The 14369-nt window shown below is 72.2% G+C and carries 14 protein-coding genes; 9 read left to right on the top strand and 5 right to left on the bottom strand.

What is annotated here, in order from left to right; all coding sequences use genetic code 11:
• The first annotated feature begins 206 nt into the window (after window positions 1-206).
• The 4 genes from MOX02_RS09475 to MOX02_RS09460 all read left to right on the top strand — a co-directional run bounded on the left by MOX02_RS09475 (window position 207) and on the right by MOX02_RS09460 (window position 6361).
• Entirely contained in the window at window positions 207-1601 is a 1395-nt protein-coding gene (locus tag MOX02_RS09475) for a cytochrome P450 (RefSeq protein ID WP_147025545.1), read from the top strand.
• A 65-nt stretch (window positions 1602-1666) separates the two neighbouring features.
• Window positions 1667-4081, top strand: a complete 2415-nt coding sequence (locus MOX02_RS09470; protein ID WP_147025544.1) for a putative bifunctional diguanylate cyclase/phosphodiesterase — start codon at window positions 1667-1669, stop codon at window positions 4079-4081.
• Window positions 4082-4279: 198 nt separating this feature from the next.
• Window positions 4280-6115 carry an acyl-CoA thioesterase gene (locus tag MOX02_RS09465; protein ID WP_147025543.1) on the top strand — a complete coding sequence of 612 codons (1836 nt, stop codon included), beginning with the start codon at window positions 4280-4282 and terminating at the stop codon, window positions 6113-6115.
• Between the two features lie 57 nt (window positions 6116-6172).
• Complete coding sequence (locus MOX02_RS09460; protein ID WP_147025542.1) at window positions 6173-6361, top strand: DUF1192 domain-containing protein; 189 nt, start codon at window positions 6173-6175, stop codon at window positions 6359-6361.
• Here MOX02_RS09460 and rocD read toward each other — a convergent pair.
• Complete coding sequence (gene rocD / locus MOX02_RS09455) at window positions 6351-7574, bottom strand: ornithine--oxo-acid transaminase (RefSeq protein ID WP_147025541.1); 1224 nt, start codon at window positions 7572-7574, stop codon at window positions 6351-6353. The two genes, MOX02_RS09460 and rocD, sit on opposite strands and share 11 nt — an antisense overlap.
• A gap of 77 nt (window positions 7575-7651) precedes the next feature.
• A complete protein-coding gene (locus tag MOX02_RS09450) occupies window positions 7652-7951 on the bottom strand; it encodes a DUF6894 family protein (RefSeq protein ID WP_147025540.1) in 300 nt (99 codons plus the stop codon).
• A gap of 246 nt (window positions 7952-8197) precedes the next feature.
• Between MOX02_RS09450 and MOX02_RS09445 the strand changes: the two genes are divergently transcribed.
• Window positions 8198-9028, top strand: a complete 831-nt coding sequence (locus MOX02_RS09445; RefSeq protein ID WP_147025539.1) for a 3-oxoadipate:acetyl-CoA acetyltransferase — start codon at window positions 8198-8200, stop codon at window positions 9026-9028.
• Between the two features lie 26 nt (window positions 9029-9054).
• Here the strand turns inward: MOX02_RS09445 and MOX02_RS09440 are convergent, their stop codons facing one another.
• Together MOX02_RS09440 and MOX02_RS09435 are read right to left on the bottom strand one after the other, a co-directional pair.
• Window positions 9055-9627 carry a PAS domain-containing protein gene (locus tag MOX02_RS09440; protein WP_170267765.1) on the bottom strand — a complete coding sequence of 191 codons (573 nt, stop codon included), beginning with the start codon at window positions 9625-9627 and terminating at the stop codon, window positions 9055-9057.
• Window positions 9628-9787: 160 nt separating this feature from the next.
• Entirely contained in the window at window positions 9788-10774 is a 987-nt protein-coding gene (locus MOX02_RS09435) for an SDR family oxidoreductase (protein WP_147025537.1), read from the bottom strand.
• 350 nt (window positions 10775-11124) lie between these two features.
• Between MOX02_RS09435 and MOX02_RS09430 the strand changes: the two genes are divergently transcribed.
• A complete protein-coding gene (locus MOX02_RS09430) occupies window positions 11125-11466 on the top strand; it encodes a DUF2171 domain-containing protein (protein WP_147025536.1) in 342 nt (113 codons plus the stop codon).
• A 46-nt stretch (window positions 11467-11512) separates the two neighbouring features.
• Complete coding sequence (locus MOX02_RS32120; protein WP_238178980.1) at window positions 11513-11842, top strand: hypothetical protein; 330 nt, start codon at window positions 11513-11515, stop codon at window positions 11840-11842.
• On the opposite strand, the gene MOX02_RS09420 is transcribed toward MOX02_RS32120, so the two are convergent.
• The gene (locus MOX02_RS09420) at window positions 11764-12549 is read right to left on the bottom strand and encodes an SGNH/GDSL hydrolase family protein (RefSeq protein WP_147025535.1); all 786 of its coding nucleotides are present in this window, start codon (window positions 12547-12549) and stop codon (window positions 11764-11766) included. The two genes, MOX02_RS32120 and MOX02_RS09420, sit on opposite strands and share 79 nt — an antisense overlap.
• 386 nt (window positions 12550-12935) lie before the next feature.
• On the opposite strand from MOX02_RS09420, the gene MOX02_RS09415 reads away from it, so the two are divergent.
• Together MOX02_RS09415 and MOX02_RS09410 are read left to right on the top strand one after the other, a co-directional pair.
• The gene (locus tag MOX02_RS09415; protein WP_147025534.1) at window positions 12936-13982 is read left to right on the top strand and encodes an L-histidine N(alpha)-methyltransferase; all 1047 of its coding nucleotides are present in this window, start codon (window positions 12936-12938) and stop codon (window positions 13980-13982) included.
• Window positions 13983-14096: 114 nt separating this feature from the next.
• Window positions 14097-14363 (top strand): hypothetical protein, encoded by a 267-nt coding sequence (locus tag MOX02_RS09410; RefSeq protein WP_147025533.1) that lies wholly within the window; start codon window positions 14097-14099, stop codon window positions 14361-14363.
• Window positions 14364-14369: the final 6 nt, after the last annotated feature.

Raw genomic sequence — 14369 nt, 5'->3', positions numbered from 1 at the left:
GGCCGGGCGCGAACGCGCCCGGCCGCCGTTCGCGTTCAAGGTGGGAGCCGAGCGCGGGTCGGGCCGACGCCGATGAGCAATCAGGAACATCCGCGTCGCGCACTTTGAACAGAAAATGTCTGCAAGACTCGTATTCGAGGGACGCGCTTAACGGCGCGGCAAGCAGCATCTGGAACCTTCGGGATCTCGAAGCCGGGATTTCTCGGATGCAGTACGATTCAGCGGCAGGATACCCGATCGGCGCGGCGCCGGGCCTTCGGGATGTCGTGGCCGAGGCGGCGGGCTTCCCGCGCCTGATCCGCACGGTCGTGCGGAACCTGATCGAGGCGTGGCCCGCGGAGGTCTACCGCGACGGGATCGTCGAGGCGCGCTTCATCGGCCGCCGGACCGTCTTCGTGAGCGATCCCGCGCTGATCCGCTCGCTGCTGGTCGATCAGGCGGCCGCGCTCGGACGGGAGGAGTTCCTGACCCGATCCCTGTCGCAGGCTCTCGGCCGGGGCATCCTCACCTCGGACGGCGAGCGCTGGCGCCATCAGCGCCGGATCGCGGCGCCCGTGTTCCGGCACGACCGCCTCCGCGCCTTCGTTCCGGCCATGAGCGCGGCCGGCGCCGAGACCAGGGCACGCTGGCTGGCGCGCGGCCCGGCCTCCGTCGACATGCTGGCGGAGATGATGCGCACGACCTTCGACATCATCGTCGCGACCATGATGGCCGGCGATCACGGCGTCGACGTCGCGCGCTTCGGACGGGCGATGAACGCCTATCTCGACCAGACCACCTGGAAGATGGCCCTGAGCCTTCTCGGCGCGCCCGCCTGGGCGCCGCATCCGGGCTGCGTGCGCGGGGCCGCCGCCGCCCGCTACCTGCGCGGCACGATCGCGCGGGGGATCGCCGACCGGCGCCGGAGCGGGCGGTGCGGGGACGATCTCCTCGGGCTGATGCTGCAGGCCCGCGACCCCGAGACCGGGGAAGGGATGCCGGACGACAGCCTCGTCGACAACCTCCTGACCTTCATCGCGGCGGGTCACGAGACCACCGCGATCGTGCTGGCCTGGACCTTCTGGCTGCTCGCGGAGCACCCCGAGATCGAGGCGCGGGTGCTCGCCGAGATGGCGGGCGCTCCCGTGGCCCCCGGCGGGGGTCCGAACCTCGAGGCTCTCGCCTACACGCGGCAGGTCGTGATGGAGGTGATGCGCCTCTATCCCCCCGCCCCCCTGATCGTGCGCAAGACGCTCTCCGAGATCCGCCTCGGCGGGGCCCGCATCCCCGCGGGCCGCTCGGTGCACGTTCCGGTCTACGCCGTGCATCGCCATGCCCGCCTCTGGTCGCAGCCCGAGCGCTTCGACCCGGACCGTTTCGGCCCGGCCGAGAGCGGGGCCCGCGACCGCTACGCCTACATCCCGTTCGGCGCCGGTCCCCGGGTCTGTATCGGCATGGGCTTCGCGATGACCGAGTGCCTCGCGATCCTCGCCGAGCTCCTGCCCGCCTTCCGGGTGACCCGGGCCGCCGCCGCGCGGCCCGAGACGCGCTTCAAGGTCACCCTGCGGCCGCACGGCGGCGTCGGCATGACCGTGTCGCCCCGCCGGCATCCCGAGCCGTGACGAGGCCGCCGGACCCTGTGCGCCCGGCGCACCCGCCGGACGCCGCGGCGCCGCGGCGCCGCGCGATGCGGCTCCGCCGCGGCCGGCGGGTCAGGCCGGGCGAGCCCGTCATCCCGGAGGCCGGGGTGACGTCCGCCGCGACGCTCGCCCGCTACATGCAGGAGACGCGCTCGGGCCTGCTCGTCGAGACTCTGAAGCTCGCCAAGTACTCGGCGCTCACCCACGCCGCCGTCGCGCTGACGGTGGTCGGCCTGTTCTGGGGCACGGCCCCGCGCGCCTACCTGATCGGCCTCCTCGTGGTGATCGGGATCGCGAGCTCCGCCGCCATCGCACTCGCCTGGCGGTTCCGCGGCCACTTCGCCGGCACGCCGAGCGAGGCCGAGATCGGGCGCGGCTACCGCGTCTCGGGGGCGATCGCGCTCACCATCGGCATGAGCTGGAGCACCATGCCGATGGTGCTCTTCCCGCCAGCCGACGCCGACCATCGGATGATCGTCGTGGCGATCGCGGCGGGGCTGATCTCGGACGCCTACACGCTGGGCCCGATCCTGTCGGTGTCGCTGCTCTTCGCGGTGCCCGTGGTGCTCGGCAGCTTCATCGCCCTGGCGACGAGCGGCGACACCGTGGCGGCGAGCATCGCCGTGCTCCTCGCGATCTACGCGGCCTTCGTGCTGTTCAGCGTCCGGCACATGAGCCTGCTGTCCTTCCAGCGCATCCTCGACCGCGTGCGCGTGAGTGACCAGAACCAGACCATCGGCCTGCTGCTGCGCGAGTTCGAGGCGAGCACCAGCGACTGGCTGTGGGAGACCGACCGCGACGGGCGCTTCGACCACGTCTCCGAGCGGGTCGCGCAGGTGGCTGGGCGCTCCGCGGCGGCCCTGCAGGGGCTGCCCTTCCGGGATCTCCTCGCCTGCGGGGAGGGGGGGCGCCAGGGCAGCGGTGCGGCGGAGGTCGTCGCGCACCTGCACGAGGGCACGCCCTTCCAGGACCTCGTCGTCGAGTTGCCCTTCCGCGAGGGCACGCGCTGGTGGAAGCTCAGCGGCAAGCCGGTCCTCGACAGGACCGGCCGCCTCGCCGGCTTCCGCGGCGTCGGCTCGGACGTCACCGCGAGCCGCATCTCGGAGGCGCGCATCGCCTTCCTGGCGAGCTACGACCCGCTCACGGGGCTCGCCAACCGCACGCTCTTCCACGATCTGGCGAGCGCCGAGTGCGACCGGGCGGCGGGAACCGGTGCGCCCTGCGCGCTGCTCTACCTCGACCTCGACGGGTTCAAGACCGTCAACGACTCCTTCGGGCACGGGGCGGGCGACCAGCTGCTGCGCAGCGTCGCCCAGCGCCTGCAGCCCTTCGCCGCCGAGGACACCTGGATCTTCCGGCTCGGCGGCGACGAGTTCGCCGTGCTGCACCGCTGCGCCGGAGCGTTCGAGGCCAGCGTCCTCGCCCGCTCGATCATCGCGGCGGTGAGCGCGCCCTACCGGATCGACGCGCTCGCGGCCGAGATCGGTGTCAGCGTCGGCATCGCGATGACCCCGCACGACGCCCTCGACCCCGAGAGCCTGCTGCGCAAGGCCGATCTCGCCCTCTACCGGGCCAAGGCGCGGGGCAAGGGCACCTTCCACCTGTTCGAGCGCGACCTCGAGATCACCCAGCGCACCCGCCGGGAGCTGGAGGCCGACCTCAAGCTCGCCCTTCAGCGCGACGAGTTCGAGCTGCACTACCAGCCGCTGACCTCCCTGCGGGACGGGCGCGTGGTCGGCTTCGAGGCGCTCCTGCGCTGGCGCAGCCCGACCCGGGGCTTCGTGACGCCAGCCGAGTTCATCCCCGTGGCCGAGGCGACCGGGATGATCGTGGCGATCGGCCGCTTCGCCCTCATGGCCGCCTGCCGCGAGGCGGCGCGCTGGCCGGGCCAGATCCGGGTCGCGGTCAACATCTCGCCGATCCAGTTCCGCACGAGCGAGTTCCTGCGCGACATCGCGGCGGCGCTGCAGGCGACGGGGCTGGAGCCGGGACGGCTTGAGATCGAGATCACCGAGTCGGTGTTCCTCGACAAGACCGCGATTACCATGGCGAACCTGCACGAGCTGCGCTCGCGCGGGATCCGCATCGCCCTCGACGATTTCGGGACGGGCTACTCGTCCCTGAGCTATCTCGCCAAGTTCCCCGTCGACAAGATCAAGATCGACCGCTCCTTCGTGCGCGACATCGACGGCGAGGACGGCAACCTCGCGGTGATCGAGGCGATCCTCGCCATCGCCCAGAAGCTCTCGATCGCCGTCACGGCGGAGGGCGTCGAGACGGCCGAGCAGGCGCAGGTTCTGCGGGTGCGCAATTGCAGTGACATACAGGGCTTCCTGATCAGCCCGGCGCGGCCGGCGGCCGAGATCCCAGGCCTGATCGAGCGGGTGCCGGAAGATTTCCACAGGCTCTTCCCGGCCCCGCCCCGCAGCGAGACCCAACCCCGGCTGGTCGCGGGGCGCTGAGCCGGAGGGATTAATCCTTTCGGGCACTTGTGCGGATTCCCCCGCTCCTCCGCGGGGCGACTCCCCGGGGCCCGATCCGTCCGGCGCGCACCGCGGCAAATCGCCCGGGCGATGCGCGCCCCGATCGGTGTGGCGGTACGGAAATGGACCTCGCCGCGGCGAGGGGCCATGATGGCGCCTGCACGGTCAGGTTGCCCCATGAGCTCAGCCGAGAGATCTCGTCTCCTCCGATCCCTCGCCTGGGCGCCGACGATCGGCCTGTCCTGGCTCTGGGGCCTCGGCTTCTTCTACGCGATCCACGTCACCGTGACGTACGGCTGGCTGGGCCTGGCCGCCTTCGCGCTGCCGAACGCGGCGGGGCTGTACCTGTTCGGGCACGTGCTCGGCGCGCCCGGTCGCAACCCGGCCGAGATCCTCAGGGCGGTCGAGGGCCGCTACACCGGGCTCCTGCTCGCCTGCCAGCTCGCCGCCCTCGCGCTCACGATCTACGGGCTGTGCGCCCACCTGCTCCTGCCCCTGTTCGGCAGCGGCGCGCTGCTCGGCGCCGTGCTGCTCATCCTCCTCGCGGCGGCCTCGGGCCACGCCGCCTCGATCGGGGCGCTGCGCCGGCTGCACGGCGCCTACCTCGTGGTCGGGGTCGGGGCGGCCCTCCTCGCGGCGCACGGCCTCGCCCGGGGCGCTCCCTCGGCGGCCGTCCCCCTCGCCGACTTCGACGAGCGCTTCTACGGGCTGATGCTGCCCTGCCTCATGGGTTTTCTGCTCGGTCCCTGGAGCGACGTGCAGCACTGGCAGCGGGTGGTGGCGATCCACCGGGAGGGCGGCTCGGTCCGCGCGGCCTACGGGGTCGGCGGCCTTCTGTTCCTCGGCCTCCTCGTCCTCAACGGAGCTCTCGCCGCGCTCGCGGGGCAGGGCATCCCGGTCCCGTCCGCGGACGGCATCCCGGAAGCGCAGCAGGCGGTGGCGCAGGGGCTGTCCCGCCTCGGCGACCCGACGATCACCGCGGCTTTCCTCGTCTGGGCCGCCATCGCGGCGGCCTCGACGATCGACAGCTTCTACTGCGCGACCCGCTGGCTTCTGATCTCGGTGACCCGGCGCAGCGAGAGCCCGCTCCTCGCCTTCCTGCCGGCGGGCCTCGTCGCCTCGCCGCTCTGGACCCTGATCGCCGCCGGCGCGATCGCCGCCGGGATGATCGCGGCGAATCTCTCGATGATGTACCTGATGCTGCCCTTCGCGACGCTGTTCGTGGGTGCGACGCTGTGCCTGGCCTGCGAGGCGCTGGGCGCGCGTCCGGCCTATGACGGGGTCCTGTGCGCGATGATCGGCGCCGCCTCGGCGCTCATCTTCCTCATCGGCTACGTCTCCCCCGCCGGGGGGCTGCTGGCGATCGCCCCCCTCGTCGGCGCGGTGGCGGCCCTGCCCGCGCTCGGCAACCTGTTCGCCGGCCGCAGGGCCGGGGAGGCGGCGCCGGCTTCCGCACCGGAGGCGGCCGGGATCCCGACCCTCGTCGTGCCCCGCGAGGACACGGTGGCCTCGCACGGGTTCGACGGCCCCTGGTTCGTGCTCCAGCTCCTGCCGACCTACGACGACACCAACTCGGTCGGGAACGTCTACTTCGCCAATTACTTCCGCTGGGTCGGCAAGGCGCGGGAGCTGTTCTTCCACGCCTGCATGCCGGATTTCGACCTCGCGACGACGAACTTCTACATCCTGACCCGCTCCTTCAACCACGACTTCCGGCGGGAGGCGCGGGAGTTCGAGCCGATCTACGTCCGCATCCGGATCGCGAGCTACAATCGCAAATTCGTGACGCTCGCCCACGAGATCCACAGCCGGACGCAGGGCCTCCTGGGCCGCGGCGAGCAGTCCCTGATGTTCGTGGACACGGTGCGCTACCGGCCCCTCGACATCCCGGCCGCCGTCATGACGAGCTTCCTCCCGCATTTCGTGAAGGATCTCCCCCAGGACATCGCCAGGGACGTCTCTCGCCCGCGGGGCGGGGCGCTCGGCGGACTCGCGGAGGCGCGGCCGGTTTGACCGGAGCCGGCGCGGCCCCAGATAGGGACGCTGATCGGTTCGGACGGGGGTCGGACGATGGACGACGAGATGTTTCCGGTGCGCCGCGCGGCGGCCCACGAGATCGGGCAGAAGCTCGACGACTTCTCGGTCGAGGAGCTCGGCGAGCGCATCGCGCTCCTGCGGCGGGAGATCGAGCGCCTGGAGGCGGCCCGCGACGCGAAGCAGGCCGCGAAGTCGGCCGCCGGCTCGGTCTTCAAGTTCTGAGCGCGGGACCGGAGTCCCGCAGGGTCGCCTCGATCCGCTCCATGGCCCAGTCGATCTCCTCGCGGGTGATCACGAGGGGCGGCGTCAGGCGCACCGTGTGCTCGTGCGTGTCCTTGGCGAGCACGCCGCGGGCCTTCAGCCCCTCGACGACGGGTCGGGCGCCGCCCGCGTCGGAATGGAACTCCAGCGCCAGCATCAGGCCCCGTCCGCGCGCCTCGCGGATGCGGTCGCTGCGCAGGGCCGCGAGCCGCTCGAGGAAATAGGCGCCGTTCACCGCCGCGTTCTCGATCATGCCTTCCTCGACCAGGACCCGCAGCGCCGCCCGTGCCACCGCGCAGGCGAGGGGGTTGCCGCCGAAGGTGCTGCCGTGCTGCCCCGGCTTCAGGACGCCCAGCACCTCGGTGGTCGAGAGCACCGCCGAGATCGGGTAGAAGCCGCCGCCGAGCGCCTTGCCCACCAGGGTCACGTCGGCCACGATCCCCTCGTGCTCCTCCGCCAGGAGCCGCCCCGTGCGGCCGAGCCCGGTCTGGATCTCGTCGAGGATCAGGATGACCCGGTTGCGGGTGCAGATCTCGCGCACCGCCGCGAGGTAGCCGGCGGGCGGGATGATGACGCCGGCCTCACCCTGGATCGGCTCCACGAGGAAGGCCACGGTGTTCGGGCTGATCGCGGCCTCGAGCGCCCGCGCGTCGCCGAAAGGCACCACCGTGAAACCGGGCAGGAACGGGCCGAAGCCGCCGCGGGCATCGGGATCCGTCGAGAAGGAGACGACACCGAGGGTGCGGCCGTGAAAGTTGCCCGCGCAGACCACGATCTCGGCCGCGCCCTCGGGCACGCCCTTCACCTCGTAGCCCCACTTGCGCACCGCCTTGATGGCGGTCTCGACGGCCTCGGCGCCGCTGTTCATCGGCAGCACCTTGTGGGAGCCGGTCAGCGCGGCGAGCTCCTCATAGAACGGGCCGAGCTGGTCGTTGCGGAAGGCCCGCGAGGTGATGGCGAGGCGCCCGGCCTGCGCGGTCAGCGCCGCGAGGATGGCCGGATGGCAGTGACCCTGGTTCACCGCCGAGTAGGCCGAGAGGCAGTCGAGGTAGCGCCGGCCGTCGGTATCGGTGACCCAGACGCCCCGGCCCTCGGTCAGCACCACGTCGAGGGGCTTGTAGTTGTGCGCGCCGAGCCGGGTCTCGATCTCGATGAAGTCCGGACGATAGGACACGCCGATCTCCCCGTGGCTCTCGCGACGCCTCGGGGCGCTCCCGCGCCGGCCCGGCGGGAGGCTCCCCGCGCGACGCGTCAGGACAAGTGCCGCGCCCGCTTGCTCTGCGTCCTGCCGGCAGACGGCGCGGGCGCCGCTGCGCCGTCGGGCTCCAGCTCCGTGAAGGGCACGGTGAACAGGAAGCGGTGCGCCTCGTCGGCCACCGTGAAGCGATACCCGCTGAAGAGGGGGTTGCCCGCACCCTCCTCCGGCGTCACGAAGCGGGCGCCGTGGCGGGCCTCCATGAGGGCGGCCGAGGCGTCGGCGCAGTCGAGGCCCTCGTGGTCGAGGCACACGACCCCCGACGGGGTCCGGACGTCGAAATAGAATCTCGGCATGGCACCATCCGCTGCCCGCCCCCGGCGGCGCGGGCCGTTCTTGTGCCGCGCGCCCATGCCGGAGTGTGGCGCGAAACCGCGCCCCTGTCACGGGGCCGCCGCCTCGCCGCGCCGCCCGCGCGGCGATTTCCGGTGACGAACCGGCCCGGTCCTCATGCCGGAGCGCGAGCCCGAGGGTTGGCGTTGTCCGCCTGCCGCGGCTAGTGCGGCCCGGGGGCAGGCGTGACCAGCGAGGACCGTGAGATCATGATGAAGCCCGTCGTCGTCGCCGTCGCCATCACCGGCTCGGTGCCCCGCAAGTCGGACAATCCGGCCCTGCCCGTCACGGTCGCCGAGCAGATCGCGTCGACCCATGAGGCCTTCGAGGCCGGCGCGACGCTGGCCCACATCCACGTGCGCGACGACGACGAGAGCCCGTCCTCCGATCCCGACAGGTTCGCCGCCGTGCAGGAGGGCCTGCGCCGGCATTGCCCCGGCATGATCGTGCAGTTCTCCACCGGCGGGCGCGGGCGCGACCCGGCCGCCCGCGGCCTGCCGCTGATGCACCGGCCGGACATGGCCTCCCTCTCGACGGGCTCGGTGAACTTCCCCACCATCGTCTACGAGAACCACGCGAGCCTCGTCACCGACCTCGCCGGCCGGATGCGGGCATTCGGCGTGCGCCCGGAGATCGAGATCTTCGACCTGTCGCACCTGCACGGCGCGAAGCGCCTCGCGGAGGCGGGGCTCGTCGACGAGCGGCCGCACGTGCAGTTCGTGATGGGCGTGCAGAACGCGATGCCCGCCGAGGAGCACCTCCTCGACATCCTGCTCGCCGAGCTGCGGCGGGTGCTGCCGCGGGCGACCTGGACGGCCGCCGGGATCGGCCGCAACCAGGCGGCGGTGATGGACTGGGCGCTCGCCCGCGGGGCGGATGCCGTGCGCACGGGGCTGGAGGACAACATCCGGATCACCAAGACGCGGCTCGCGGCGAGCAACGCCGAGCTCGTGCGGCTCGCGGTCGAGGCGATCGAGCGCCACGGTCGCCGCCCGGCCACACCCGCCGAGGCCCGCGCCGCCCTCTCGCTGCCCGCCTGAGGCGCGGCAGCGGCCCTGGTTCCGTCTCAGTGCAGGAAGCTGCGCTCGCGGCGGACCATTTCCTGGGCGATGCGCAGGAGGAGGCGGTCGATCACCGGCCGCAGCGCCGTGGCGCCGAGCCGATCGATCGAGCGGCGGCAGGCTATGGCCTGGGCGGCCGCCTGCTCCAGCGGCCCGGCGGCACCGGCCTCCTCGCGGTCGCTCTCGCCGGGATCGAGGAGGAGACCGTGCCCGTGCCCGGGCGCGCCGCCATCGCCGCGGAAGATCCGGCCGCGGTCCAGGAGCGCGCGCACACCCCCGTCCGGCAGGAGGATGCGGTACGGCACGACGAACGGGCCGCCGCTCCGGCAAGCCTCGGTGAAGCGGGCGAGCACCCTCTCCCGATCGTCGGGGTGCAGACGTGCGCGCGCCCGGTGCGGGCTCAGCGATCGTCCGGCCAGGTCGGGGGCGCCCCCGAGGAGGCTGGCAGCGCCCGCGTCGAGCACGCAGCGATCCCCGTTCTCGAACCACGACCACGTGCCGACGACCCCCGAAGCGGCGAGCACCCGGCACAGGTGCTGGTAGGAGCCGAAGGGGACGGGCGGGGCGTCGGCGGTCACGGTCGGCTCCCGAAGTGGGCGGCCGCGCCAAGACAAGCAGCGCAACCCGCGATGCGGATCCGCTGCCTCGCCTCAACTTCAGAATGATGTATTCGGCCGGCCGAGACCTGTTACGGACAAGCTGTCGGGTTGGTTTCGCATCGACCGCAACTTTTCTGCTTCAGCGCCCGGCGCGAGCCGCCGCGCTCCCGAGTGCGACGAGCGTCGCACCGCCGAGGATAGCGAGGCCCGTCAGGCTGAGCGTGCGGGCGGAGGGAACGCCGTGCCGCGCCCGCCAGCCGCCGGCGATGCGGGGCGCGTCGTCGAGGGGGCGGCGGATGGCGCCGTAGCTGTGGCGGGCGGGCTTGGCCCGGTCGAGCATCCGGTGGATCGCCGCGCCGGTGAGGTGCTCGGTCGGACCGGGGGCGAGGGCGTAGGCAACCTGCGCCGCCCGGGCCGGCCAGCCGACCGCGACCTCGTCGCGGGGATGGCGGACGAGGCGCACGAAGGTCTCGGCGACCTCTTCCGGGGCGTAGACGAGGGGCCCGGTGTCGATCTGGCGCCCGGACACGTTGGCGCCGTGCTCCAGGCCCGGCGTGTCCACCATGGCCGGGAAGACCGAGCAGACATGGATGCCGGGGTGGCGTCGGACTTCCTGGCGCAGGCTCGCCGTGAAGGCACGCAGCCCGAACTTGCTCGCCGAATAGGCCGCCGCGAAGGGCGCCGGCGCCCAGCCGCCGAGCGAGATGTTGGTGATGAGCGTGCCGTGTCCCTGGCGCAGGAAGCGGGGCAGGGCGGCGTAGGCGCCGTACATGCCGCCGAGCAGGTTGATCTCGACGGTGCGGCGATGAAGGTCGAGGGGCGCGTCCTGGTAGGGCCCGAACACGCCGGTGCCGGCATTGTTGATCCAGACGTCGATCCGCCCGAACGCCTCCTCGGCGCGCCGCGCGAGCCGTTCGACGGCCTGCGGGTCGGTGACGTCGGTGGAGACCGCGACGGCGTCCGCCCCGCGCGCCCGGCAGGCTGCGGCGATCGAGTCCAGGGCCTCCGGCCTGCGCGCGGCGAGTGCGAGGCGAGCGCCCCGGTCCGCGAAGGCGAGCGCCGCCGCCCGCCCGATGCCGCTCGACGCTCCGGTGATGACGACGATTTGGTCGTGCAAGTCTCTCATGCGCACGGTCCCGTGGCGATGCGCCAACAGATCGACCTCATGAGATGGCCCCTTCCTGAAGATCTTCCACGCATTTCCGGAGGAGCAACCGTGGTCGATCTCAGCCTGTTCCGGAGCTTCGGAAGGTCGAAAGCCCAGGATACTGCCATGCCGTACCGAGCTTGACTGTCGGTCCGCTCCGTCGACGACGGATCGACTCGTCGAGCAGCCAAGCTGAAACCGCCACTAGCCTGCGACGTTGGTCAGACGCACGGCACCACCCCGCCGGACGGCCTCGTCGCGAGGTCGGCCGCGCAGGTCCGACCCTCCGCCGACAGGCTCGGCAACCCCGCTCCCCAGGAGTCCCATCGATGACGCGCGTGCCGCGCCACGTCCCCGCTGACTTCGCCGCCGCCCGGACGCTCTGCGCGGCGGCGATCCTGCCGGCGGCAGCCCGGACCCTACCGGAGGCCGGGGCGGCGCGTATCCGGGAACGGATGGACGTGGTCGGTGTCGACGGGCGCCATGTCGGCACGGTCGAGCGGGTCGCTGGCGGCCGGATCGGGGACGACCCGGACGCGCAGGGACACGCCCCCGCGCTCCCTGTCACCTGGGCCGGCGCCGTCGGCGGCGGCGTGCACCTTACCGAGACGGCCGAGCAGGCGTTCGCGCAGTGTGAGGCGCGGGAGCCACCGGCCGCGCGGTCGCGCTGAGCCGGTGCGGGCCGCTTTATCCGATCACCAACCGAGGAGAGACGAGATGGCGAAGGCCGACAGGCACAACATGGGTCCGGGCGCGCAGGGCAAGGGCACGGGCACCGGGGCGATGACGGAACTGCCGGAGGGAATCCTTCCGGAGAACAGCGTGCTCAGCAACCGCGACAAGTCCCGCCACAGCGACGAGCGTGGCCTCGACGGGCGCTACGTCCAGACCGAGCAGTACCACGACCACGCGGGCGCCCGGCGCAATTTCGACAGGACCGCAACGGCTGAGGCCCAAGCGCGAAACGATTACTCCGCGGCGGCGACCTTCACGGGACCGGCGTCGCGGATGATCTCGTCGGCCGCCGCCCGCGCGAGGAGGGCGTAGCCCCGGTCGGCCATGTGGAGGCCGTCGGCGGCGAACAGCTCCTTGCGGGTCAGGCGCGCCTCGTCGATCCAGCTGCGCATCAGCTCCGAGCGCCGGATCACGGGCACGTCCATCTCGGCACCGATCTCGCGCACCGCGTCGCGGAAGCGGTAGGAGCCCGGTGTCGCGTCGAACTTCGGGCACCACTGGGGCTCCATCAGCACCACGTCGATGCCGGCCTCCCGCATGGCACGCAGGCCCGTCACGGTCGCCTCGCGGAAATGGTCGAGGTCCACCCCGCGAAGCGGGTCGTTGCTGCCCGTCTGCCAGATCACGAGATGCGGCTTGGCGGCGATCACGTCGCGGTCGAGCCGGCGCATCATGTCGTCCACGTGCTCGCCGCCGACGCCGCGGTTCACCACCGTCACCCCGCCGGCGAGATGCGGCAGGACGCGGTTGAGATCGGCCTGGAGGCGGGCCGGGTAGGAGGCCGCCGGGCTGCTCGCGCCGATGCCCTCCGTCGAGGAGGAGCCGAAGGCCACGATCCGCAGGGGGCCACCGGAGGTGAGCTGCTCCCGGACGTGGGGCAGATCGACGGACGGCGAGACCTCGAAGCCGAGGATCGCGAGGTCGAAGCCCTCTGGCAGGAGGTCGGCGTAGGCGAGCACGGCGGTCGGCAGGGCGCTCAGGCCGATCAGAACGGCGGCGCCCCGCAGGAGAGCGCGCATCGGACGCACACGGGACCGGAGGGAGGAGGCGATTCGGGAGATCATCGGGGCAGCGGGCTTCGGCGTCTTCACATTAGAGGTCGTACAGGCCAAACTGGAAGAACCCGCTCGTCTCATCACTTGAATGCGGCGGAAGTCCGTAACACAAAATTCATCATTCGTCTGCCCCCTGGCTTGGGGCGGCGAGAGCCCGCCTGCCGCTCATCTCTGTGCTTCCGCCTCATGTCAGCAAGCGTACGGGGCGAAAAATCCGAATTCTCCAGAGGAAAACACCTCGTTTCGCATCAAGACTTTAACGAGTGTTAGATACCCCTCGTCTCGGGTTGATACAGTCCCGCGCCTTCGGATCCCTGCCGGAGACCTGAATTCCAGCGCGGAACCACCCCATGCGTCACGAGTTCGAATCGCCCGTCCCCGCCGAGCCGGTCTGGTTGAACCGCTGGGCTCCCCGCTCCGGCGAGGCCGTCGAGGCCCCGCACTGCATCGTCGAGTCCCAGGCCGGCGGCGACGACACCGCGGATCCGGCAGACACCGATTCGGCGGAGGCGGATGCATCCTTCCTGAAGACCATCTCGCAGGGTCTGTCGCGACCCGAGAAGAGCCTGCCTCCGGCATGCCTCCAGGACGAGGCCGGCGCCGACCTGATGGCGCGGGCCGATGCGGGCCCCGACCGCTACGCCGCCGGCCGCGAGGCCGCGCTCCTCGCGCGGGTCTCGGAGGAGGTCGCGACCCTGGTCGGGCCGGAGGCCAGGATCCTCCTGTTCGGGAGCGCCCCGGCACAGGTCCTCGACGCGTTGCTCGAAGCCCTCGAACGCCCGCACCCGCCGGAGATCCTCTCCCTCGACAGCGAGGCGCCGCCGGCCGTGGGCGGCCCTCTGGCGGAGAACCGGCTCGGCACCTGCCTCGGTGCCACCGTCGGCAACCTCGCCCCGGCCGAACTCGCCGACTTCCTGGAACGGGCCCGCGCGATCCTCGGCCGCGGCTGGCTCCTCGTCGGTACGGATCCGAACGGCGACACCGAGAGCCTGCTGCGAGCGCACGCGGACGACGGCGGGCTGATGGCCGCCTTCCACCTCAACGTCCTCCATCGCCTCGTCCGCGCCAACGGGGAAGCGGCCTCCGGCCAGGCCGCACCGGACGGGGAAGAGGCCAACGCTCCCCTCACGCCGGAGGACTTCCGGCACGAGGCTCGGGTGCTGCTCGACCCGTTCCGGGTGGAGACCCACCTCGTGGCCGAGCGGGCGGGCTCGCTCCGGGTCGGAACCGAGACGGTGGATTTCGCCCAGGGCGAGAGCGTCCGCACGGGCTGCGCCTACCGCTACGCGCCGGGCATCTTCCAGGAGATGGCCGCGGATGCGGGTTGGGAGCCCGTGCGCTGCTGGCTCGATCCGGACGGCCTGTTCAGCCTGCATCTTCTGCGCGGCGAAGCGTAGCGGCTGGCCGGATCCTTGCTACGAGGCTGACGCGCCGTCCCTCCCGGACGGCGGACGCGCCGCGCGCCAGCGCGCGGGTCTGGCGTGACGATTCCAGCAGCGAAGGACCCCGGGATGCCCGACGAGGAGGGATCGTTCCTGTCCTACAGCCTCTTCGCCAAGGAGCCGGATTGCGGTCTCTGCTGCGCCGTCCGCCAGGACCAACCCCTGCCCGGCTTCGTGGAGGGATGGTCCTACGCGGGCACGATCGCGGACATGCGCGAGGCGCCGCCGGATTTCCGGCCACGCGCCGCGCAGGCCGCGACGAGCCTGACGGGCTATTACCTGTTCCTCAGCCTGCGGCCCCGGCGCGGTGCGGGCGGGACCCCGGCTGAGGCATGAGGCCCC

The organism is Methylobacterium oxalidis, assembly GCF_007992195.1.
In the GTDB taxonomy this organism is placed as follows: Bacteria; Pseudomonadota; Alphaproteobacteria; order Rhizobiales; family Beijerinckiaceae; genus Methylobacterium; species Methylobacterium oxalidis.
Note: the sequence above shows the minus strand (reverse complement) of the source record. Positions and strands in the feature narration are given on the sequence as shown.

Excerpts from the sequence above, each read along its gene's own strand:
- MOX02_RS09475 (WP_147025545.1), top strand. The coding sequence starts at position 207 with ATGCAGTACGATTCAGCGGCAGGATACCCGATCGGCGCGGCGCCGGGC.
- MOX02_RS09470 (WP_147025544.1), top strand. The coding sequence starts at position 1,667 with ATGCGGCTCCGCCGCGGCCGGCGGGTCAGGCCGGGCGAGCCCGTCATC.
- MOX02_RS09465 (WP_147025543.1), top strand. The coding sequence starts at position 4,280 with ATGAGCTCAGCCGAGAGATCTCGTCTCCTCCGATCCCTCGCCTGGGCG.
- MOX02_RS09460 (WP_147025542.1), top strand. The coding sequence starts at position 6,173 with ATGGACGACGAGATGTTTCCGGTGCGCCGCGCGGCGGCCCACGAGATC.
- MOX02_RS09450 (WP_147025540.1), bottom strand. The coding sequence starts at position 7,951 with ATGCCGAGATTCTATTTCGACGTCCGGACCCCGTCGGGGGTCGTGTGC.
- MOX02_RS09445 (WP_147025539.1), top strand. The coding sequence starts at position 8,198 with ATGATGAAGCCCGTCGTCGTCGCCGTCGCCATCACCGGCTCGGTGCCC.
- MOX02_RS09435 (WP_147025537.1), bottom strand. The coding sequence starts at position 10,774 with ATGAGAGACTTGCACGACCAAATCGTCGTCATCACCGGAGCGTCGAGC.
- MOX02_RS09430 (WP_147025536.1), top strand. The coding sequence starts at position 11,125 with ATGACGCGCGTGCCGCGCCACGTCCCCGCTGACTTCGCCGCCGCCCGG.
- MOX02_RS32120 (WP_238178980.1), top strand. The coding sequence starts at position 11,513 with ATGGCGAAGGCCGACAGGCACAACATGGGTCCGGGCGCGCAGGGCAAG.
- MOX02_RS09420 (WP_147025535.1), bottom strand. The coding sequence starts at position 12,549 with ATGCGCGCTCTCCTGCGGGGCGCCGCCGTTCTGATCGGCCTGAGCGCC.
- MOX02_RS09415 (WP_147025534.1), top strand. The coding sequence starts at position 12,936 with ATGCGTCACGAGTTCGAATCGCCCGTCCCCGCCGAGCCGGTCTGGTTG.
- MOX02_RS09410 (WP_147025533.1), top strand. The coding sequence starts at position 14,097 with ATGCCCGACGAGGAGGGATCGTTCCTGTCCTACAGCCTCTTCGCCAAG.